General features: G+C 35.3%; 20 protein-coding genes. 6 read left to right on the forward strand and 14 right to left on the reverse strand.

Features of this window, described 5'->3' with window-relative positions; all coding sequences use genetic code 11:
* Positions 1–13: 13 nt before the first annotated feature.
* The 4 genes from B5P42_RS18085 to nagE form a co-directional block, all read right to left on the reverse strand.
* Complete coding sequence (locus B5P42_RS18085; RefSeq protein ID WP_002029614.1) at positions 14–208, reverse strand: LSm family protein; 195 nt, start codon at positions 206–208, stop codon at positions 14–16.
* 16 nt (positions 209–224) lie between these two features.
* On the reverse strand, positions 225–626 hold the full coding sequence (locus B5P42_RS18090; protein ID WP_016103463.1) for an LSm family protein: 402 nt from the start codon (positions 624–626) through the stop codon (positions 225–227).
* A 193-nt stretch (positions 627–819) separates the two neighbouring features.
* A complete protein-coding gene (locus B5P42_RS18095) occupies positions 820–2,070 on the reverse strand; it encodes a serine hydrolase domain-containing protein (RefSeq protein WP_044444339.1) in 1,251 nt (416 codons plus the stop codon).
* Positions 2,071–2,332: 262 nt separating this feature from the next.
* Positions 2,333–3,841, reverse strand: a complete 1,509-nt coding sequence (gene nagE, locus B5P42_RS18100) for an N-acetylglucosamine-specific PTS transporter subunit IIBC (protein ID WP_088031659.1) — start codon at positions 3,839–3,841, stop codon at positions 2,333–2,335.
* A 324-nt stretch (positions 3,842–4,165) separates the two neighbouring features.
* Between nagE and glsA the strand changes: the two genes are divergently transcribed.
* Both glsA and B5P42_RS18115 read left to right on the forward strand, forming a co-directional pair.
* On the forward strand, positions 4,166–5,095 hold the full coding sequence (glsA, locus tag B5P42_RS18110; protein ID WP_002029606.1) for a glutaminase A: 930 nt from the start codon (positions 4,166–4,168) through the stop codon (positions 5,093–5,095).
* 173 nt (positions 5,096–5,268) lie between these two features.
* A complete protein-coding gene (locus B5P42_RS18115; protein ID WP_002125038.1) occupies positions 5,269–5,613 on the forward strand; it encodes a DUF3969 family protein in 345 nt (114 codons plus the stop codon).
* Positions 5,614–5,775: 162 nt separating this feature from the next.
* Here B5P42_RS18115 and ytaF read toward each other — a convergent pair whose 3' ends face one another.
* Positions 5,776–6,387: a sporulation membrane protein YtaF gene (gene ytaF, locus B5P42_RS18120; protein ID WP_002091150.1), complete on the reverse strand. Its 612-nt coding sequence runs from the start codon at positions 6,385–6,387 to the stop codon at positions 5,776–5,778.
* A 137-nt stretch (positions 6,388–6,524) separates the two neighbouring features.
* Between ytaF and B5P42_RS18125 the strand changes: the two genes are divergently transcribed.
* Entirely contained in the window at positions 6,525–7,178 is a 654-nt protein-coding gene (locus B5P42_RS18125; protein WP_113734836.1) for a helix-turn-helix domain-containing protein, read from the forward strand.
* A 97-nt stretch (positions 7,179–7,275) separates the two neighbouring features.
* Here B5P42_RS18125 and B5P42_RS18130 read toward each other — a convergent pair whose 3' ends face one another.
* The 3 genes from B5P42_RS18130 to B5P42_RS18140 all read right to left on the reverse strand — a co-directional run bounded on the left by B5P42_RS18130 (position 7,276) and on the right by B5P42_RS18140 (position 10,428).
* The gene (locus tag B5P42_RS18130; RefSeq protein WP_113734837.1) at positions 7,276–8,598 is read right to left on the reverse strand and encodes an acetylornithine deacetylase; all 1,323 of its coding nucleotides are present in this window, start codon (positions 8,596–8,598) and stop codon (positions 7,276–7,278) included.
* Positions 8,599–8,645: 47 nt separating this feature from the next.
* Complete coding sequence (locus B5P42_RS18135) at positions 8,646–10,067, reverse strand: amino acid permease (protein WP_113734838.1); 1,422 nt, start codon at positions 10,065–10,067, stop codon at positions 8,646–8,648.
* Between the two features lie 106 nt (positions 10,068–10,173).
* Positions 10,174–10,428, reverse strand: a complete 255-nt coding sequence (locus B5P42_RS18140) for a biotin/lipoyl attachment domain-containing protein (RefSeq protein ID WP_002010281.1) — start codon at positions 10,426–10,428, stop codon at positions 10,174–10,176.
* Positions 10,429–10,729: 301 nt separating this feature from the next.
* On the opposite strand from B5P42_RS18140, the gene B5P42_RS18145 reads away from it, so the two are divergent.
* Entirely contained in the window at positions 10,730–12,133 is a 1,404-nt protein-coding gene (locus B5P42_RS18145; RefSeq protein WP_060749409.1) for a sigma-54 interaction domain-containing protein, read from the forward strand.
* An 81-nt stretch (positions 12,134–12,214) separates the two neighbouring features.
* Positions 12,215–12,412, forward strand: coding sequence for a hypothetical protein (locus tag B5P42_RS18150; RefSeq protein WP_002140273.1), 198 nt, complete (start codon positions 12,215–12,217; stop codon positions 12,410–12,412).
* 52 nt (positions 12,413–12,464) lie between these two features.
* On the opposite strand, the gene truA is transcribed toward B5P42_RS18150, so the two are convergent.
* The 6 genes from truA to B5P42_RS18180 form a co-directional block, all read right to left on the reverse strand.
* Positions 12,465–13,202, reverse strand: coding sequence for a tRNA pseudouridine(38-40) synthase TruA (truA, locus tag B5P42_RS18155; RefSeq protein WP_002125027.1), 738 nt, complete (start codon positions 13,200–13,202; stop codon positions 12,465–12,467).
* 83 nt (positions 13,203–13,285) lie between these two features.
* The gene (gene rlmD / locus B5P42_RS18160; RefSeq protein WP_002029595.1) at positions 13,286–14,665 is read right to left on the reverse strand and encodes a 23S rRNA (uracil(1939)-C(5))-methyltransferase RlmD; all 1,380 of its coding nucleotides are present in this window, start codon (positions 14,663–14,665) and stop codon (positions 13,286–13,288) included.
* Positions 14,666–14,675: 10 nt separating this feature from the next.
* The gene (locus B5P42_RS18165; protein ID WP_050000837.1) at positions 14,676–15,539 is read right to left on the reverse strand and encodes a DNA-3-methyladenine glycosylase family protein; all 864 of its coding nucleotides are present in this window, start codon (positions 15,537–15,539) and stop codon (positions 14,676–14,678) included.
* 59 nt (positions 15,540–15,598) lie between these two features.
* On the reverse strand, positions 15,599–16,381 hold the full coding sequence (pdaA, locus tag B5P42_RS18170; protein ID WP_088031664.1) for a delta-lactam-biosynthetic de-N-acetylase: 783 nt from the start codon (positions 16,379–16,381) through the stop codon (positions 15,599–15,601).
* A gap of 126 nt (positions 16,382–16,507) precedes the next feature.
* Complete coding sequence (fumA, locus tag B5P42_RS18175; protein WP_088293327.1) at positions 16,508–18,031, reverse strand: class I fumarate hydratase; 1,524 nt, start codon at positions 18,029–18,031, stop codon at positions 16,508–16,510.
* Positions 18,032–18,237: 206 nt separating this feature from the next.
* Positions 18,238–18,420 (reverse strand): SE1561 family protein, encoded by a 183-nt coding sequence (locus tag B5P42_RS18180; protein ID WP_002010264.1) that lies wholly within the window; start codon positions 18,418–18,420, stop codon positions 18,238–18,240.
* A gap of 213 nt (positions 18,421–18,633) precedes the next feature.
* Between B5P42_RS18180 and yfkAB the strand changes: the two genes are divergently transcribed.
* Positions 18,634–19,761: a radical SAM/CxCxxxxC motif protein YfkAB gene (yfkAB, locus tag B5P42_RS18185; protein ID WP_002125019.1), complete on the forward strand. Its 1,128-nt coding sequence runs from the start codon at positions 18,634–18,636 to the stop codon at positions 19,759–19,761.
* Positions 19,762–19,868 lie beyond the last annotated feature (107 nt).

Raw genomic sequence — 19,868 nt, forward strand, 5'->3', positions numbered from 1 at the left:
ACTTGTATCACTCTTACCCTTCCAAGCGAACATAAGCAATAATAGGAATACGCACAAGTACATCTTCAGGTGGTCCATAAGAAGGAGATGTACGAACACTTACTGCCCCGTCCGTAACAGATAAAAGAATACCTGCAACAATTTCAACAGCTGTCACAACTTGCACTAATTCACCAACATGGTTACGCAATTCATCAGTAAATAACATATATAAGTCTCCTTTCTTACACTTCTTTCATTGATATAATACTTGTAAATGGTAATAAAACTTCAGTTCCTATTCCTTCTTGCAGCGTTAAGAAATCGTCACCAACTGCTACAATAACACCTGTTAACTGTCCAACTGTCACAGTAATTTCTACGTTTTTACCTAAATATTGCTTTGCAATTTCCTTAAAAGGTGATGTATTGCATTCTTTTAAAATGTTACAAATAATAGATTGAAATTGACTTGATTCTATAAACTCTTCCGTAGCTTGCTTAGAATTTCTTTGAATAAATCTCGCAAAGTTTTGTGAAAATAAAAGTCGTTCCACAGCAGGCAGTAACTTGTCATCTAAAAAATAGCCTAATTGTCTATTAAACAGTCTGGATAATTTATGCCAATATTTTCTGAACAGACACATATGCTTCTCCTCCTATTATTTTTAAAGTATAAAAATTTACATCCATACATCTTAATGTATACAAAACGGCTTTTTTTGTGATAGGTAAGACATACATTTTATAGAACATATTCATTATTTTTTTATTACATTAAGTAATAATTGTAGATATATTTCCTGAGCATGAAAAAAGACTATCCAAAAGGATAGCCTCTTACACTTCAATATTCCGCAACATCGTATAAATGTCGTTATTCACTTTACCAAATGATTTAATGTTATTTTGAATGTTAGATAATAAAACCACATATACACTACCATTTTTACTAAAACCATTTAAGCAATTCCAACCTGGCATTACACCGTGATTTGAATAGCTTCCTGGATCTACATACCAGCCAAATCCATAATCCTTTTTCACGGCTGTAAACATTTGATTATAACTCTCTTTTGAAATTAATTTTCCAGAAAAGAGTGCTTCATTAAATAAATATAAATCATGCGCGCTCGTATATATATCACCACAACCATATAGTTGTGACATGCTCGGAATATTAGGTGTTGTCATATTGTTATTCACTATTTTATAACCCGTTGATGGGAATCTTGTTTGTTCCAACGCTGTACCGAAACCAGATTGTTTCATACCCGCAGTCGCAAAAATATGTTGTTTTATATATTCTTCGAGCGACTGTCCACTTACCTTCTCAGCAATGTAAGCAAGTATAGAGTAGTTCGAATCGGAATACTTCCATTTCTCTCCTGGAATCCCGATACGCTTTTGATTTCCTATCCGCTTTATCAGTTCTTCACGAGAAATATCCTCTTTTCCCTGCTCATATTCCGGAATGCCTGATGTATGTGTTAATAGATGTTTTAACTGAATGCTATTACCTTGAGGAAAGTCTGGAATATACTTTGCAACTGTATCCTCTACTTGTAACTTATTTTGATCTTTGAGTTGCATAATAGCAGTCGCCACAAATGCTTTTGAAATAGAACCAATATAAAAGGTCGTCTCTGAATTATTCGGCACTTGCTTCTCTTTATTAGCCATGCCGTATCCTTTATTCACAAGAACTTTCCCATTCTTCACAATAACAGCTGTCCCACTAAATCCCATGCTCTGTAAATATTGATCCAATTGAGCGTTTTCATTAATTTCTTGAGGCGGTCCCTCAGCAGGTTTCTCTATAACTTGCGCCTGTTTTATCTGTTCTTCCTGTTCTTTTTGTTTTCTTTGTTTTTCAGCTTCTTGCCTTTTCACTTCTTCTATCTTTTTTATCTCTTCTTGCTTCTTCATTTCTGCTGCTGCTTTTAAAGTTTCCTCTTTTTTATTATGCGCAACAATTTTTGTATACATGAAATATACAAGTGACAGTAGTAGGGCTAGAATGATTGTTCTTTTTATGTATACAATCGACCGATTTGCTTTCCCATTAACAGTATTTTTTTCCTGATCCATGATTACCTTTTTCCCCTTATTTACCGATAATTTAATTCATCTACACAAGACTTATTTCAAATCATTTCCGTAGATTATGGACACTCCATTTTATGTCATCACTACTGTATCACGCACCGAACATATTACCAACCTATATGTTCAAAAAAGAAAAAGAAAATTTATAAAAGTAAGATTCCCTTTAAAAAATTAACAAAAAAAGAGGATATCCTGTAAAAGACTGTTGTTATCAATCTTTTTGGATATCCTCTTATCTAACTATTTACACGTGTTTTTTCATATCATCGGCAACAGATTCAACATTTGTACCTACGATAACTTGTACACTTGTGTTACTTAATTTCATAACGCCTTTTGCACCTGCGCGTTTTAATGCTGGTTCATTTACTAAACCTGCATCTTTCACTTGTAAGCGTAAACGCGTTGCACAGTTATCAATAACTGTTAAGTTTTCTTTTCCGCCTAAAGCTGCTACGTAAGTTTCACCAATTGAACCTGCAACTGGTGCATCACCCTCTTCAGCTAACTCATCTTCATCTTCATCTTCACGACCAGGAGTTTTCAAGTCGAACTTCTTAATTAAGAAGTAGAATACTACAAAGTAAATTGCTGCGTAAATTAAACCGATTCCTGCTAGTAACACTGGTTTTGTTGCAATACCAAAGTTTAAGAAGTAATCAATTGCACCGGCACTAAATGTGAAACCATCGTGAATGCCAAGTGATGTTGTTACGAATAAAGATATACCTGTTAACACGGCATGAATACCATATAATAATGGTGATAAGAACATGAATGAGAATTCAATAGGTTCTGTAATACCAGTTAAGAATGAAGTTAATGCTAGGCCACCTAACATACCTGTAACCATTTTACGTTTTTCTGGTTTAGCAGCTGCAATCATTGCGAAACATGCTGCTGGTAAACCGAACATCATAACTGGGAAGAAACCAGTCATAAACATACCTGCTGTTTTGTCCCCTGCAAGGAAACGAGCGATATCACCATTTACAACATTACCTGCTGCATTTGTAAAGTCACCAAATACGAACCAGAAGTATGTGTTCATTACGTGGTGTAAACCAATTGGGATTAATAGACGGTTTAATAGACCGAATAGACCTGAACCAATTGCACCTAAATTAACAATTCCATGAGCTAATGCATCGATGCCATTTTGAATTGCTGGCCAAATTTGTGCGAATAGAATTCCTAATATTAGCATCACAACCGATGTAACAATTGGAACGAAACGTTTTCCAGCAAAGAAACCTAACCATTCTGGAAGTTTAATTTTATGGAATTTATTATAAAGGAATCCTGCTATAACACCGACAATAATACCACCTAAAACTTTCATATCCACTTTAGTCGATAATTCGGCTGCCTTAGATACTTGTGTCATTGTATCTGCAAGCTTAGATGGATCTACATTTGCGCTATTACCTATTAAATCTTGAACTTTACCTAATTTATCTTGTAATTCTGCAGCAGAATATCCCTTACTAAGTGCATCAATACTGTTTTTCATAACCAGATAACCAATTGCACCTGCAAGACCTGCGGCACCACTACCATCAACTGAAAGACCGATTGCAATACCGATTGCAAAAATAAGTGCTAAATTATCAAAAACAGCTGCACCGGCCTGTGCCATAACAGGAATATCAAATACATCTGGTTGCCCTAAACGAAGCAATAATCCTGCTGCTGGTAGCACTGCGATTGGAAGCATTAACGCTTTACCAATACGTTGTAAAAACTGCAACATTTTAATTCCCCCTATCAAATTTATGAAATCGTTATCATTATAAGTACGCCTTAGAAAACGCTTTCTATTTACATAACCATAATAACATATAGTTGTATAGATGTGTAGTTTTTATTTCCGAACTTTTTATGGATAAATCTCCTATTTCCAAACTGTTATATAAAAGGAAAATTTCCCTTTTATAACACGGAATAATCGAAACTGAAGACTCACTATAGAACATCCAACTTTCGTTTTATCATTCCACTTTTTCATGTTATTATTTATTTCCGAGCATATCGGGAAAAGTAAACTTAGTTAATTCGAAATAGGAGCGTTGGTACTATGCAGTGCATTGAAACAAACAACTTACAGCAGTTGTTAGAACAAGTAAAACCATATACGAAAAAAGGAAAACTTGCTACTTATATCCCCGAACTAGGAAATGCAAATCCAAATGATCTAGGGATTGCCATTTTCCATAAAGAAACAGAATATATCCATGCTGGTAACTCACAAACACTATTTACTCTTCAAAGTATTTCTAAAGTAATTACACTTGCTCTTGCCCTTTTAGACCGTGGTGAAGAATATGTATTTTCTAAAGTTGGAATGGAACCAACTGGTGACCCATTTAATTCTATTATTAAGCTTGAAACAACAAGTTCTTCCAAGCCTCTTAATCCAATGATTAATGCGGGTGCATTAGCTATTACAAGTATGCTAGCTGGTAATGATAACGAGGAGAAGATGGAACGCATTCTTCAATTTGTGCGTGATATAACAGACAATCCTACTATTAGTTATTCTTCTAAAGTTGCCACTTCTGAATTAGAAACAGCTTACTTAAACCGTTCACTTTGTTACTATATGAAACAAAATGGCATCATCGATAACGATATTGAAGAACTTATGGATTTATATACGCGTCAATGTGCAATTGAGGTTAACTGTATCGACCTAGCACGTATTGGTTTAATCTTTGCAATGGATGGATATGATCCTTATAAAAAGAAACAGATCATCCCTAAACATATTACGAAAATTTGTAAAACATTTATGGTTACTTGCGGGATGTATAATGAATCTGGTGAATTTGCAATTCGTGTTGGAATCCCTGCAAAAAGTGGTGTAGCGGGCGGCATTTTCGGCTGCGTAAAAGGCGAAATGGGAATCGGTATTTTCGGACCAGCTTTAGATGCAAACGGAAATAGTATCGCTGGTTTTAAAATTCTTGAATTACTTTCTGCCCAAGAAGGTTGGAGTATGTTTTAATTTAGAAGTTATCCTGCTATATTGGCAGGATTTTTTATTTCACAAAAAATCAGTTCTACTAGGCATCAACACAATTCAAAAAACAGTAATAAAAGTTCTCTTTATTATGCATATTTGCTCCCCCCTCCTGAATAATATAGTACAACCTAGCGCTGTATGTGGAGGTGTAAAAGATGAAACTCATATTTCAAATGGAGAAACAACCTGTTCTCGAAAAAACAATTCTTCTTTTTATATTGAGTATTGTAGAAAGTTTGAAACTAAAAGTTGTTTCACTCGATGAATCTCACCGATACATATTCAATTTAGAAGTGCTTGAACTATTAATGGATCGGAACATCGATGATCAAGTATTAGAACTTATTCATTTCGGAATGGGACTTGAAGACATTTACCATGTACTTCCCGAAGAACTTGAGCATAGTATTGAAGAACTGAAATGGCTTTGTATTCAAGTTTTAAGTGAGTACAGTATGCATGATGAAGAATGTGCACAACTAATTGAAGATATACGCTAAAAAGCACCTATACAGGTGCTTTTACTTTTTTAAACCTTTTTACACCAAAGATTTGTATAATACTTACAATCTTTCATTACCGTGAAAAGATTTCACGTCGATATATGCAATTTTTTAGTGTATTTCCAAGGAAATACTCGAATACTGTTTTCCCTATCCTTCTTACAACAATTGATCAATTCCAATAAGAATTAATAACACACCTGCAATTATAGTTGCCCATTTCCCTAAGTATTCAGCTAAAAATCTTTTACCAACATACGTAAAACCACTAATACAAATAAAACTAAAAACTCCAGAAATACATGCCGTAAGCCAAAGATTTAAATTTGTTACTCCAGCATCAAATCCGCCTGCAATATTGTTTATGGACAATGCAACTCCTAAAACAATTGCTTCAGAAAAACTAATTGTTTTAGAACCATCAAAATCTGCTTTTTCTGGATCACGTAAAACCCCCATAAGTACACTACTATCTTTAGATTCTACGGTATCTTTTTGACTCAAGAAAGGCTGACATAAAATAAACACCCCGATTATTCCTAAAACGATTGCTCCAATAATGTTTGCTGTGAACTCTGAAATAAATAATGCGATCCAATTCCCAAAAAATCCAGCTAGTAAAGTAAATAAAAATCCAAAAAATGCGATGATAAAATTGTTAAGCCACGAAATTCGAATTTTACGAATGCCATATGCAATCCCAACACCTGCATTATCTAAATTAGACGCAATCCCGATTAAAAAAATTGAAAATAAACCTGCCGTACTCATCGTACAGTCACCCCTTTTCTCACTTTTCGTTGCATATTATGAAAATGTTGAGCAACTGTGCCTGTCTGTTTCATATACTTGTAATAAATGCTCAACATTTTTTCAACGATAGACAATAGAAAAGGAGTGCCTACATTATGTCCAATGAAAATCCAAATGAGCGGCTCGGTAAATTAATAAAGAAACTGTTAAAGGAGCGCGCTCTATCTATGCGCCAACTAGGAACACTTACAAATATTGATCCTGCAACAATTTCAAGAATAATTAATGGCAAACAACAACCGAAGCAAAACCATTTACAAAAATTCGCAAACTGTCTACAAGTTCCACCGCAATTATTACTTGATGAAATGTACCCTAACTCTCCACACATAAATAAGGAAAAAGCAGATATGTACACATCTCTCGATACAATTCAACAAACATTACAATCCTCTAACCTATTCGACTTCGAATACACAACAACTCGTGTAAAACAAGAACTTGAAAATTACGAGCGCTATGCTCAAACTACTGAAGGCGAAAAACGTATTCACGAGAGTTTCAAAAGTAAAATAGAACAAATTGATAGTTCTGGTCCTTTCATTGAGCAATTAACAAATATGTACCAACAATTTTGTACAGAAACCATTTCAACCGAAGAGCGTGCAATTATTGGGGGTGCCTTACTATATTTCATTTTATCAACAGACATTATCCCCGATTATCTTTTTCCAATCGGCTATTTAGATGATGCGATTGCCGTTGAATTAGCTAAAGAGAAATTAATTGAAATAAAACGAAAAACATAGAAAAATAAAGAACTATTTCAGTTGTTTATGTTCAACTCTGAAATAGTTCACTAAAAAAGCGTACAAGTACATACCTGTACAATTTCAATATACTAATCTATTTTTTTGTATGACACCATTCATATATGAACGCTGTTATTACTTTTGTAAATTCAATTAACTGCTCAACTTCAACTTTCTCATTTATTGAATGAGCTTCTTCTAATGTACCTGGTCCGTAAATAACAGCTGGAATGTTAAACTCACTAAACCATCCGCCATCAGTTACCGTTGCTGACATATCTAAAATTGCATTTTTAGATAAAATAGATTCATGTACTGAACTTAGCGTTTTGACAGCAACATGTTCGCTATCTACTTCTAAAGAAGGAAAAATTTCGCCACGATCCACAATCATTGATTCTCCGCCCCACTTAAATTGTGGTGGGTTCTCTCTTAACCATGGATCTGCTGCTGCCACTTTTCCTAAATACTCTTCTATTTCTTCTATTATTTGTTCATGCGTTTCATTTGGATAAAAATGTACGGTTATCCACAATCGGCACTCATCCGCAATAAATGCCGCATGACGTCCTCCTTCAATAACAGCTGGATTAATTGTTGTTGTCCCAGATGGATAGCCTTCATATGTTTTCATGACTGCCCAATGACGCTCTAATTCTTGTAAGCTTTGGACAATCTTCATCATTTTCTCAATCGCACTCGCTCCAAATAGACGTCCTCCAGCATGGATCATTTGTCTACGTGTTGCATCATGAAACGTTTGTGGGCTTTTCACTGTAATCCATCCAGTAATTACGCCGCCCTGCCCTTGCATATGTAAATTACTTGTATCAACTACTACTGCAAAATCAGCATCGTAACCACGTTTACAGCATTGAAGTGTCCCTGCTTCTCCTACTTCTTCGCCAATTACCGATTGAAAAATTAAATCCCCAGGTAATTCAATCCCCGCTTCTTCTAAAAGTTGAATAGCAAATAAGGCTCCAGCTAGTCCACCTTTCATATCTGCCGCGCCTCTCCCAACTAACCAACCATCTTTTATAAACGGCTCAAACGGATTTGTTTCCCACAGCTCGTCCTTTGATACTTCTGCAACATCTATATGTCCATTAATAATGAGACTTTTATGTGACTCACTTGCTGTCCCCTTTTTCACTCCAACAACATTCGGATCATTTGGATATAAATCCCATTTATCAATACTAAAATTTCGTTTTTTTAGAAACTCCGCAACAAATTCTTGCGCCTCATTTGTATTTCTTGCTGGTGGTGCTGGTGTTTCAAAGCGAATTAAAGCTTTTGTAAGTTCTAGTAGCTCGTCTTTTCGTAAATCAATCTGTTTTAATAGCTGTGAGACTTCTTGATTCATTGCTAATTCCCCTTTGCATACGTAGTATGTTTCCAAATTTATTTTCACAAAAAAAGAGACTGTTTACAATCTTACAGTCTCCAAATTAATCACTATTATAAACTTTCTAATTCGGTTGTATTTGTCTTTTCAATATGTTCTACTTTACTTCTCTTATTTCTAGTAGCACGATAAAACAGTAAACAAACAATCATAAATGGAATACCACAATACAATGCCATTCTTTGTTCTGGAATAAAAGCCATAGCTACAATTACTGTTAAATTTAATACTAAAGCAAGAATTGGAACAAATGGATACAATGGTGTTTTAAATTTTAAGTCCTTAATATCCCCGCCTTGCTTCAAATATGTCCTTCTAGCCAATAAATTTGAAAGAGCAATAGATGCCCAAACTAATATTGCTCCGAACCCTGCAATTGAAAGAAGCCATAAATAAACTGTATCTTCCGCATAAATACCTGATAGTAATGAGAAACACCCTACAAACGTACTTACAATCAATGCATAAATAGGAACACCGTTTTTAGATAATTCACCAAAAATCGGGCTAATCATTCCTTGATTAGACATCGACCATAGCATACGGGAAGTTGCATATAATCCTGAATTCGCAACTGATAGTACAGCTGTAATAATAACGAAATTTATAATATCAGCCGCATAAGGGATACCAATTTTATCAAATACAACTACGAATGGACTTTCTATCACGCCTGCTTGCTGCCAAGGAAATAGTCCCGCAAGAATAAAAATAGATAGTACAAAGAAAATAAGTATGCGCCAAACTGTATTATTAATTGCCTTCGGGATAGTTTTCTCTGGATTTTCACTCTCACCAGCTGCAATACCAACTAGTTCTGTTCCTTGGAAGGAAAAATTAACTGCAATCATCGTAACTAAAATGGCTGATAATCCATTTGGGAACAATCCACCATAATCAGTAAAGCTAGAAAACATCGGCGCTGGTTCATTTCCTTTCATATCTAGAAAACCAAACATTGCTGCCCCGCCCAAAATAATAAATGCAATGATTGTAATTACTTTAATACTTGCAAACCAGAATTCAACTTCCGCAAAACTTCTTGAAGATAACGCATTAATAGCAAAGAGCAATACGGCAAACACTACGCACCAAATCCATGATGATACATCTGGAAACCAACGTTTCATTAATATACTAACTGCAATTAATTCAATGCCTATCGTAGCCGTCCAGTTTAGCCACGACATCCATCCCACTACATAACCCGCTGCAGGTGAAATATGTTTTGTAGCATATGTTTGATACGACCCTGCATCAGGCATCGCAACCGCTAACTCTCCAAGACAGAGCATCGTTAAATACATAACAAATCCACCGACAAGATACGCTACAATCGCTCCTCCAGGTCCAGCTTCATGAATTGTATAACTGGATCCTAAAAAAAGCCCAGTACCAATAACCCCTCCGAGTGCAATCATAAATATGTGCCGACTTTTCAATTCTCTTTTTAATCCCTGGTTTTGATCCATCATATAAATCCCCCCTTTTCACTTTGCAAACCCATTTAATGTAAGCGTTTTTAAAATTCTTCATAGTAAAAATAATTATTTAAAAGAGCAAAAATACATACTACTTATATTAATCACTACCTGTTATTAAAAGGTCATCCCTCACTGTTATTAATAGTTTTTGATCAGCGATAGCTTGTCCTTCTACCACTTCTAATGATTCGATATAACCACTGATTCCCACTTTAATTTCCACCTGCTGCTTATCTATTGTTTCAATTAACGCTAATTTTTCCCACTCATATACGTAAGAACTTTCAGTAACAAATAATTTCTCTACTTTCCCGTAACAAGGACTATACACGCCTTCTATAACCGTCTTCACTTTATAAATTCCTCCCTCTTATTAATTGAAACTGAAACGTTGCATACACTATAAAGATTCATAATCCCCCTACTCTTTAAATTTAGAGATCTTAACTACTATTCATGCAAAATACGTACCAACCTCAATACCTATGTAAAATTAGGATTTCTTACGAAAAAAATCTGCATAACCGCAAAAATTTTCTATCATTTGAAAATTTTTAAGAGAAAATAGCAAAAAAATTTTGCGATTTTATAAGAATTTTAATAAAATTATAAAAAGTCAGTCTTCATAGGGTATAACGAGGAGAAGATAATACATGCATACAGAAGAAATCAATTTTAAAAAGATTATTGAAATGAATGTGCTATACGAAACTTTACTCAATGAACTCGATATCGGGATCCATATTATTAATGAGGAAAGTAAAACGATTATCTATAACCGTAAAATGATGGAAATTGAATCAATGGATCGCTTAGATGTGCTAGATAAAAATCCTTTAGAAGTATTTGCATTTGAAGAAAATAAAAATAGTACTCTTATAGAGGCTTTAAAACTTGGAAAAACAAACAAAAATATAAAACAAACGTATTTTAACAATAAGGGACAAGAGATTACGACGATTAACGATACTTTTCCTATAATAGAAAATGGAAAAATTAAAGGCGCTATTGAAATTTCAAAAGAGATTAGTCATTTAAAGCAAACAATGAAAACGAACCTTTCTCGAAAACAAAATACTAAGTTTACCTTTGATCACATAATTGGTGATTCTAGAGCTATTCAATCGGTCATTACAGAAGCAAAGAGAGTGATACGTACGCCATCCTCCATACTTATCATCGGGGAAACAGGGACCGGTAAAGAGCTATTTGCGCAAAGCATCCATAATGAAAGCCAGCGTTCAACAAAACCATTTATTTCGCAAAACTGTGCCGCTATACCAGAAACCTTAATGGAAAGTTTACTATTTGGTACAAATCGAGGTGCTTTTACAGGAGCAATAGATAAACCTGGTTTATTTGAAGAGGCAAATGGGGGAACTTTGTTATTAGATGAAATCAACTCATTAAGCCCAGCACTTCAAGCTAAATTATTGCGTGCTATACAAGAGAAAACAATACGAAGAATTGGAGGGGCGCAAGAAAAAGAAATTGATGTTCGTATTATAGCAACTATTAATGAAGATCCTCTTGAAGCCATAGCACACAATCGATTAAGACAAGACTTATATTACCGATTAAGCGTTGTTACTTTATGTCTTCCACCTTTACGGGAACGAAAAGAAGATATTGCATATCTTGTTCAACACTTTATTGAAAAATACAATATCCAATTTGATCTTAGCGTAAAAGATGTAGATTTAAACGTAAATAACTTCTTCTATAAATACGATTGGCCTGGTAATGTGAGAGAACTAGAACATATAATTGAAGGCTCCATGAACTTAATAGAAGATAAAGATATCATTACAGCGTTCCATATGCCAACGCACTTTCGCGAACTAGCAAAAAAGGAACTGAATATGCAGACTCCGCTAACTAGTCACAATACTGATACGCCACAAACTTTAAAACGTATAATCGAAGAAATGGAAAAGAAATATATCCATCAAATTCTTAAAGAAAATAAAGGTAATATCTCACAAGCCGCAAAATTTTTAGGATTGAGTAGACAAAACTTACAATATCGAATTAAAAAATTGCACTTACACATATGAAATGAATCTTTCTCCAAGTGTAAAGAAACTGGTAAAATATGTTATAATAAACGTATAATATGCTAGAAAGGGGCAATGTATATGAGTAATGATAAGAAGTTGAAGTTATTACACTACTTAGGTCTTTTCCCTACCATTCTATGTATAATGCTATTCATTGATATGAGCAGCTTTCCTCATGCAAAGCTCTTAGGCACAATTAGCGGCTCCTTTGCAGCTATTATGCTTGCTGCTTTTTGGAATTTGAAGCTACGTATGAAGAAAGAGAAATCTTCTTAATTTCAGAGTGCAAAAAAATCGAGCCTTATCAGCTCGATTTTTTTACTTATTATTAAAATTCAACATTCTCCAAATACAATCCACTCGCCTCAGCAAGACAATTAATTTGATTACGTTGTTTTTCCTCTAAAATGTTTGGAATTGCGTCCGCCTCTAATTGCCCTAATCCAACTTCAATTAATGCTCCAACAATTTTCCGCACCATGTTATGAAGGAATCCGTTACCACTTACTCTAATTTGTACAAATCCTGATTCTTCGGAAACATCAAGTGTATACACTTCTCGAACCATAGATTTTTTCTTAGACTTTGCATTTGAAAAGGCAGTGAAGTCATGTGAACCAACTAAATGTTTCGCAGCTTCTTTCATGCTTTTCACATTTAATTGTTTATTCACGTGCATGCTGTATTTACGCATAAATGGGTTCGTATGCTCTTCATTCCAAATTTTATAAAGATATGTTTTTGCTTTAGAATTGTAACGAGCATGGAAACGATCTGGTACTTCTTCTACACTCGTAATACTAATATCATTTGGTAAATATTGATTTAAATACTTTTTCACTTTATGTTCTACTAACTTCTCATCACTTTGAAAGTTAGCTACTTGATTCAAAGCGTGTACACCAGCATCCGTTCTACTACAGCCGATAATTTCAATTTCTTTTCCGACCATTTCAGATATTATACTTTCGATTTTCCCCTGAATCGTATTGTCATTATTACCAAGACGTTGCCACCCTTTATAACGCGCACCATCATATTGAATCGTCAATTTATAATTGTTCATTATATTCTCCTTACTTCCATTCGCTAAATAAAATATACCCTCACATAGCTCTTGCTTTGTGAGGGACATATCCTTATTGAATGTTACTTTCTAACAAGTTTCACTACATTTTCTACATGAGCTGTATGCGGGAACATATCAACTGGTTGTACATACTCCACTTCATAGCTCTCCATTAATGTTTCCACATCACGTGCTAATGAGGAAGGATTACAAGACACGTAAACAACTTGTTTCGGTTTCACTTTTAAAATCGTTTCAAGTAATTTATCATCACAACCTGTACGCGGTGGGTCGACAACAATGACATCTGGACGCCAGCCTTCTTTTACCCACTTTGGTAACCATTGTTCCGCTTTACCAGCTTCATACTTTGCATTTGTGAATCCGTGGCGTTTTGCATTTTTCTTTGCATCTTCAATCGCTTCTGGAATTACATCCATACCACGTACTTCCGCTGCATCATTCGCAAGCCAAAGTCCAATCGTACCGACACCACAATACGCATCCACAATCTTCTCGTTTCCTGTTAAAGCAGCTGCTTTTTTTGCTTCATCGTATAAAACAACTGTTTGTTCTGGATTTAATTGGAAGAATGCGCGTGCTGATAATTCAAATGATAAATCACCTAGTGTTTCTTGAATTACTTCTTTTCCAGCTAATTTAAATGTTTTATCACCGAAAATAACAGATGTTTTACGCCAGTTTACGTTTTGCATAATTGATTTAACACTTGGCATTTGTTTTTGCACTTCTGCGATAAATTGATCTTTATTTGGTAATTCTTCTTTTGTTGTAATAAGTGTGACTTGCACTTCCCCTGTTTGAACTGCAGTACGTGTCACAATTGTGCGTACTAAACCTTTTTGTTTTTTCTCATTGTAAATAGAAACATTTAATTTTTCTAATATACGTCTTACAACTTTTGTCGCTTCATTCGTTGCTTTATGTTGAATCATGCAATGAGAAATATCAATTAACTGATGTGAGTTTTGCTTATATAAGCCTGTAATAACCTTTTCGTCTTTACGCCCCACTTGCAATTGACTTTTATTACGATAATGCCATGGATTTTCCATACCAAGCGTCGGACGAATTTTCTCTTCCAGACTGTTATTCATGTACTTCTCAAATGCTTGTACAACGATATCACGCTTTTGATTTAATTGTTCTTTATAATCCAAATGCTGCAATTGACAGCCACCACACTCCTCATATACTGAACATGGTGCTTTCACACGATGTGGTGAGGATTTACGAACTTTTTTCACTTTCGCTTCAGCGAAGCCACGCTGAATTTTCGTTGCTTCAGCAACAACTTCTTCTCCTGGTAATGCCCCTGGAATGAAAACAACTTGTCTCTTAAAATAACCAACGCCTTCTCCGTTAATCCCAAGACGTTTAATTGTCACAGGAAACGTTTGACCAACTTCCAACTTACTCTCTTGTTGCTTTTGTATCATTATTACACCTCTACTCTATACTTTTCCATAAATATAACGCTGCATAACTGCAATATGGTTCACACTCTTGTTTCACTTTTTCTAAAAATGCATCATCAGGCTTATTATCTAATTGAAATACACCTTGCACTGCGCGCTGAATTCCAATGTCTGCTTTTGGAAACATATTTTTCCGACCAAGCCCAAACATTAAAAAGTTTTGCACTGTCCATGCTCCAATACCCCTTATTGGTAACAATTGTGCCGATACTTCTTCTTCTGTTTCGTTTTGTATCCTTGCTAAATCTAATTTACCGCCTACAATATGTTTTGCTAATCCTACTATATATTCGGCTTTTCGCTGACTAAACTTCTGCTCTCTCAATTCTTCTATTGAAATGTTTGCTACTCTTTCTGGTGTTGGGAAAAAGAAAACGCCGTTCTTCTCTGTCCCATATCGTTTTACAAATTGATCTGTTAGCACAGTAGCAAATTTCAAATTTATTTGTTGATGAATAATACAGCGAAGAAGACAAGCGAAATAATCAAATTCTAAAATAATTGGAGTATAAGCATATGTTTCAAATAGTGGACGTAATGATGTGTTTAAAAAATGATTTTGTATATTTTGAAACGGTTCATTCCAGTGAAAAATGGATTTCATTCGTTTCATTACTTTCTCTTGATCTCCTGCCTGACTAGAGATCCAAAACTGTGGATTTTGAACAGTACCAATCCCTTGCAAACGAACAACAATCTGTTCTTCGTCTATAAAAAGCGGGACATAAATTACTTTCTCGTCTAATTGAATAACGTTTAACGGGTCGAAAGATAAACGCTTTAGTACTTCCTCAAAATGGTACGGATATTCTAACGTAACATGTTCGCTCCACATACGTTTCCCCATCCTTTTTACACATCATTATAGCATGAGAAAACCGCAAGCATACATGCTTACGGTTGATTGCTTTTTACTAAATCATCTAGGCTTTTAAAATGATACCCTTTCTCGCGCAAATCATCAATGATTTTCGCAAGTGCTTCTGCATTATCTTTTGATATTGCATGAAGTAACAAAACAGATCCTGGATGAATCATAGTCATTACATTATTATGAGCGTATTGCCATCCTCTTTGCTGATCTACTTTCCAATCAAGAAATGCAAGCGACCAAAACACGTTATAATATCCCATGTCTTTCGTAAGCGCTAGCGTTCTTTCACTAAACACGCCTCGCGGAGGGCGTACATATTTCACTTCTTTTTGCCCAGTAACTTTTTTAATCTCTTCCGTTACGCTCGTTAATTCTTCACGAAGTTTTGCATCATTTACTGTTGTAAAATCTGGATGACTCCAAGAATGATTACCAATAATATGTCCTTCATTTTTCATTCTTAATAATAAATCTTTTTGTGTTTTTATATAATGTCCCGTCACAAAGAAAGTTGCTGGTACTTTTTTCTCCTTCAGTACATCTAAAATCTTTCCTGTATATCCATTTTCGTATCCATTATCAAATGTTAAATAAATATCTTTTTTCTTCGTATCTCCTAAATAAAACCCACCATTTTTTTGTAGTAATTCTGTATATAGTTTCCCTGCATCTGGCACCGTTTCATTTTTAGGACGTGGGATTCCCCAGTTATGTGGTGTATTCGTATAAGCAAATGCTGAAACTGGAACAAGTGCCATCATAATTGAAAAAATGAGACCTATATATAACCATTTATATTTCATAAATAGTCTCCTTTCCATATATAATCGTACCTGTAGTTTCTGTTTCCCTGCTTTCTTTCATGCTGAACATGTTTTTCTATATATACCAAAAAAATGCACCTCGAATAATTCGAGATGCACTTCTCTTTACTTAAATACAGGTTCTTTAAAGCTCGCCAATTTTTCAAGTGATGTTTTATCAACATCAGCATGTAGACTTTTACCATGAGAATCCATCGTTACAACTGCTTTAAAACCATCGATACGTAAATGCCACATTGCCTCTGGGATACCGAATTGTAAGAAATCAACATCTTTCACTTCTTTAATACATTCAGCATAATATTGCGCTGCACCACCAATTGCATTTAAGTACACACCACCGTGTTCTTCTAAAGCTGCTAATGTTTTAGCACCCATACCGCCTTTACCAATTACAGCACGAATACCGAACTTTTTCATAATATCGCCTTGATATGGCTCTTCACGAATGCTTGTCGTTGGGCCTGCCGCTTTAATTTGCCAATTGTCATTTTCATCTTTCACTACAACTGGACCACAGTGATAAATAATTTGTCCCTTTAAATCTACTGGACAATCGTTATCCATTAAATGTTTATGAATCGCATCACGTCCTGTATACATCATGCCGTTAATTGTAACAACGTCACCAACACGAAGTTCACGAATTTGCTCTTCTGTAATTGGAGCTTGTAATACGATTTCACGCTGCTCTGTTTGTTCTTGCGCAGCGTCTTGTTGAAGTGTATCTTCACCTTCTTGGTATAACCAATCCATAATTTCACCTGTTTCAGGATGAATTGTTACGCCAAGACGACGATATGCCCAACAATTATACGCAACAGATACGTAGAAGCTCGCTGGCAAACGATTATATACTCCAATTTTGCAACCTAATAAAGTTGTTTCTCCGCCAAATCCCATCGTACCAATGCCAAGCTTATTCGCATTCTCTAATACATACTCTTCAAGCTTGTGTAATTCTGGAACTGGATTTACATCATCTAATGTACGGAATAATTGATTTTTTGCTAATTCGTAACCTGATGTGCGGTCTCCCCCGATACCGACGCCGATTACTCCTGCGCTACACCCTTGACCTTGCGCTTGATATACTGCATGAAGAAGGCATTTACGAATTCCTTCTAAATCACGCCCAGCTCGTCCAAGTCCTTCTATTTCACAAGGCAGGCTATATTGAATATTTTTATTCTCACAACCGCCGCCCTTTAAAATTAAACGTGCATCAATGTAATCTTTTTCCCATTGTTCAAACTTAATAACAGGTGTACCTGGTCCTAAATTGTTTCCGCTATTGTCTCCAAAAAGAGAATCAACAGAGTTTGGACGAAGTTTACCATCTTTTGTCGCCCGCTCAAGCGCACTATAGATAGCTTCCTTCAGTTTTAATTGATTCACACCAACTGGTGTATAAATTTTAAACGTTGGCATCCCTGTATCTTGGCAAATTGGCGAGATATTATCATCTGCCATTTTAATGTTATTCGTAATTGTGCCAAGTGCCATCGCCGAACGAGTTCCTGCATTTTCTCGTTCTTTCGCTTGTTGAATTGCGCGACGAACATCTTTCGGTAAGTTCGTTGACGTTTCAACAATTAGTTGATACATGCTTTCTTGAAGCTTTTCCATTGTTACTTCCCCCTCAATTGTGAACGCTACCAAAACGTTATGAAATGAAAATTCCATTGTTATACTCTTCAGCTGTTTATTTATTTCACGCCATTAAAGGTTAAATGAAATTTTTCACAACTTGATTATACCTTTTTTTCTATATTCCTTCTATTATCCGTACAGAAAAAGGCTGCCAATTTTGTAGTGGCAGCCTTTTTAATATATTATTCGTCTTTTTTAAATTGCTCACATTTCAGTTCTAATTCATCTAACATTGCAAGAAGACGATCTACATCTTCTAATTCTACCTCTTCTGGTTCAATCGTATCAATTACTTCAATGAACATATTTAAACGTTCTTTCAAATATACTAGTTGTGAATCTTTACCTTGAATTGCTTTTCCCATGAAGGCACTCTCCTTTTAATTCGAGTTGCTTTTATTATACCGCAAAAATGATTGCTATGGGCATGTAATTTCATCAATTTCGTCACAGTAATTCATTATAATGTAAGCCCTCTCTCTTTTTTCACAAAAAAGTTTCACTTTATAAAAAGCTCATATTCTTCTATTATAGAGAATGGACAAATTGTTATTTCAATAGTCAAAGGAGTATTTCATATGACGATATCACAAATAATGAAGCCGATTACTCCTTCTTACGATCCATGGGAAGCGTATATGGACCTTGAAGAGTACGGCAAACTACTATTAACAAACGTTGAGTTTACAACGACGACGTTATGCAATATGCGTTGCGAGCATTGCGCTGTTGGTTACACATTACAGCCGAAAGATCCAAACCCGCTTCCGATGGAGCTTTTATTAAAACGATTAGATGAGATTCCTCATTTACGTTCTTTAAGTATTACAGGCGGAGAACCTATGCTTTCAAAAAAATCCGTCGACAACTATGTAACACCACTCTTAAAATACGCCCATGAACGAGGCGTTCGCACTCAAATTAACTCAAACTTAACTATAGATTTAGCACGTTACGAACAAATTATTCCCTACTTAGATGTATTGCACATTTCACATAACTGGGGAACAATCGATGACTTCGTTGAAGGCGGATTTGCAATGATGGAGCGTAAGCCTACTTATGAACAGCGCGCTAAATTATTTGAAAGAATGATTACAAATAGTAAAGCTCTATCAGAGGCAGGTGTACTCGTATCAGCCGAAACTATGTTAAACAAACGAACTCTACCACATATTGAACATATTCACCGTCAAATCGTTGAAGAAATGGGCTGTAAACGTCATGAAGTTCACCCGATGTATCCGAGTGACTTCGCTAGCACTCTTGAAATTTTAACAAAAGAAGAAATTCGAAATGCAGTTGAACATTTATTAGAGATCCGTGATGAAAATGTGTGGATGTTATTCGGAACATTACCTTTCTATGCATGTAGTGATAATGAACACGATTTAGCTACACTAAAGAAATTACATGAAAGTAAAAATGTAACTGTCCGCAATGATCCAGATGGTCGTTCTCGTTTGAACGTAAATATTTTCGATGGAAATATTATCGTGACCGACTTCGGTGATGTCCCGCTTCTAGGTAATGTACAAACAAATACACTACAAGAAGCTTACGACAAATGGTGTGACTCAAAAACAGCAAAATCATTAAGTTGCCATTGTCCTGCCGTGAAATGCCTTGGACCAAACGTTCTTGTAAAAAATAGCTACTATCCAAAAGAAGATTTCTTATCAAAAACATCAAACATTATGTTATAAAGTGAAACTTTAATCAGTGGTTGTTTTGTTCATCCCCCACTGATTATTAGCCCACACCAATCGGGAGTTTACGGGCAGCAGGGCCTCCCACCTAACTTCTTTGCTCC

Origin of the sequence: Bacillus sp. SRB_331 (assembly GCF_003264175.1) — a bacterium.
In the GTDB taxonomy this organism is placed as follows: Bacteria; Bacillota; Bacilli; order Bacillales; family Bacillaceae_G; genus Bacillus_A; species Bacillus_A mycoides.

What these genes read in the sequence shown, in the direction of transcription:
- B5P42_RS18085 (WP_002029614.1), bottom strand. Translation starts at nt 208, where the DNA reads ATGTTATTTACTGATGAATTGCGTAACCATGTTGGTGAATTAGTGCAA.
- B5P42_RS18090 (WP_016103463.1), bottom strand. Translation starts at nt 626, where the DNA reads ATGTGTCTGTTCAGAAAATATTGGCATAAATTATCCAGACTGTTTAAT.
- B5P42_RS18095 (WP_044444339.1), bottom strand. Translation starts at nt 2,070, where the DNA reads ATGGATCAGGAAAAAAATACTGTTAATGGGAAAGCAAATCGGTCGATT.
- nagE (WP_088031659.1), bottom strand. Translation starts at nt 3,841, where the DNA reads ATGTTGCAGTTTTTACAACGTATTGGTAAAGCGTTAATGCTTCCAATC.
- glsA (WP_002029606.1), top strand. Translation starts at nt 4,166, where the DNA reads ATGCAGTGCATTGAAACAAACAACTTACAGCAGTTGTTAGAACAAGTA.
- B5P42_RS18115 (WP_002125038.1), top strand. Translation starts at nt 5,269, where the DNA reads ATGAAACTCATATTTCAAATGGAGAAACAACCTGTTCTCGAAAAAACA.
- ytaF (WP_002091150.1), bottom strand. Translation starts at nt 6,387, where the DNA reads ATGAGTACGGCAGGTTTATTTTCAATTTTTTTAATCGGGATTGCGTCT.
- B5P42_RS18125 (WP_113734836.1), top strand. Translation starts at nt 6,525, where the DNA reads ATGTCCAATGAAAATCCAAATGAGCGGCTCGGTAAATTAATAAAGAAA.
- B5P42_RS18135 (WP_113734838.1), bottom strand. Translation starts at nt 10,067, where the DNA reads ATGATGGATCAAAACCAGGGATTAAAAAGAGAATTGAAAAGTCGGCAC.
- B5P42_RS18145 (WP_060749409.1), top strand. Translation starts at nt 10,730, where the DNA reads ATGCATACAGAAGAAATCAATTTTAAAAAGATTATTGAAATGAATGTG.
- B5P42_RS18150 (WP_002140273.1), top strand. Translation starts at nt 12,215, where the DNA reads ATGAGTAATGATAAGAAGTTGAAGTTATTACACTACTTAGGTCTTTTC.
- truA (WP_002125027.1), bottom strand. Translation starts at nt 13,202, where the DNA reads ATGAACAATTATAAATTGACGATTCAATATGATGGTGCGCGTTATAAA.
- rlmD (WP_002029595.1), bottom strand. Translation starts at nt 14,665, where the DNA reads ATGATACAAAAGCAACAAGAGAGTAAGTTGGAAGTTGGTCAAACGTTT.
- B5P42_RS18165 (WP_050000837.1), bottom strand. Translation starts at nt 15,539, where the DNA reads ATGTGGAGCGAACATGTTACGTTAGAATATCCGTACCATTTTGAGGAA.
- pdaA (WP_088031664.1), bottom strand. Translation starts at nt 16,381, where the DNA reads ATGAAATATAAATGGTTATATATAGGTCTCATTTTTTCAATTATGATG.
- fumA (WP_088293327.1), bottom strand. Translation starts at nt 18,031, where the DNA reads ATGGAAAAGCTTCAAGAAAGCATGTATCAACTAATTGTTGAAACGTCA.
- B5P42_RS18180 (WP_002010264.1), bottom strand. Translation starts at nt 18,420, where the DNA reads ATGGGAAAAGCAATTCAAGGTAAAGATTCACAACTAGTATATTTGAAA.
- yfkAB (WP_002125019.1), top strand. Translation starts at nt 18,634, where the DNA reads ATGACGATATCACAAATAATGAAGCCGATTACTCCTTCTTACGATCCA.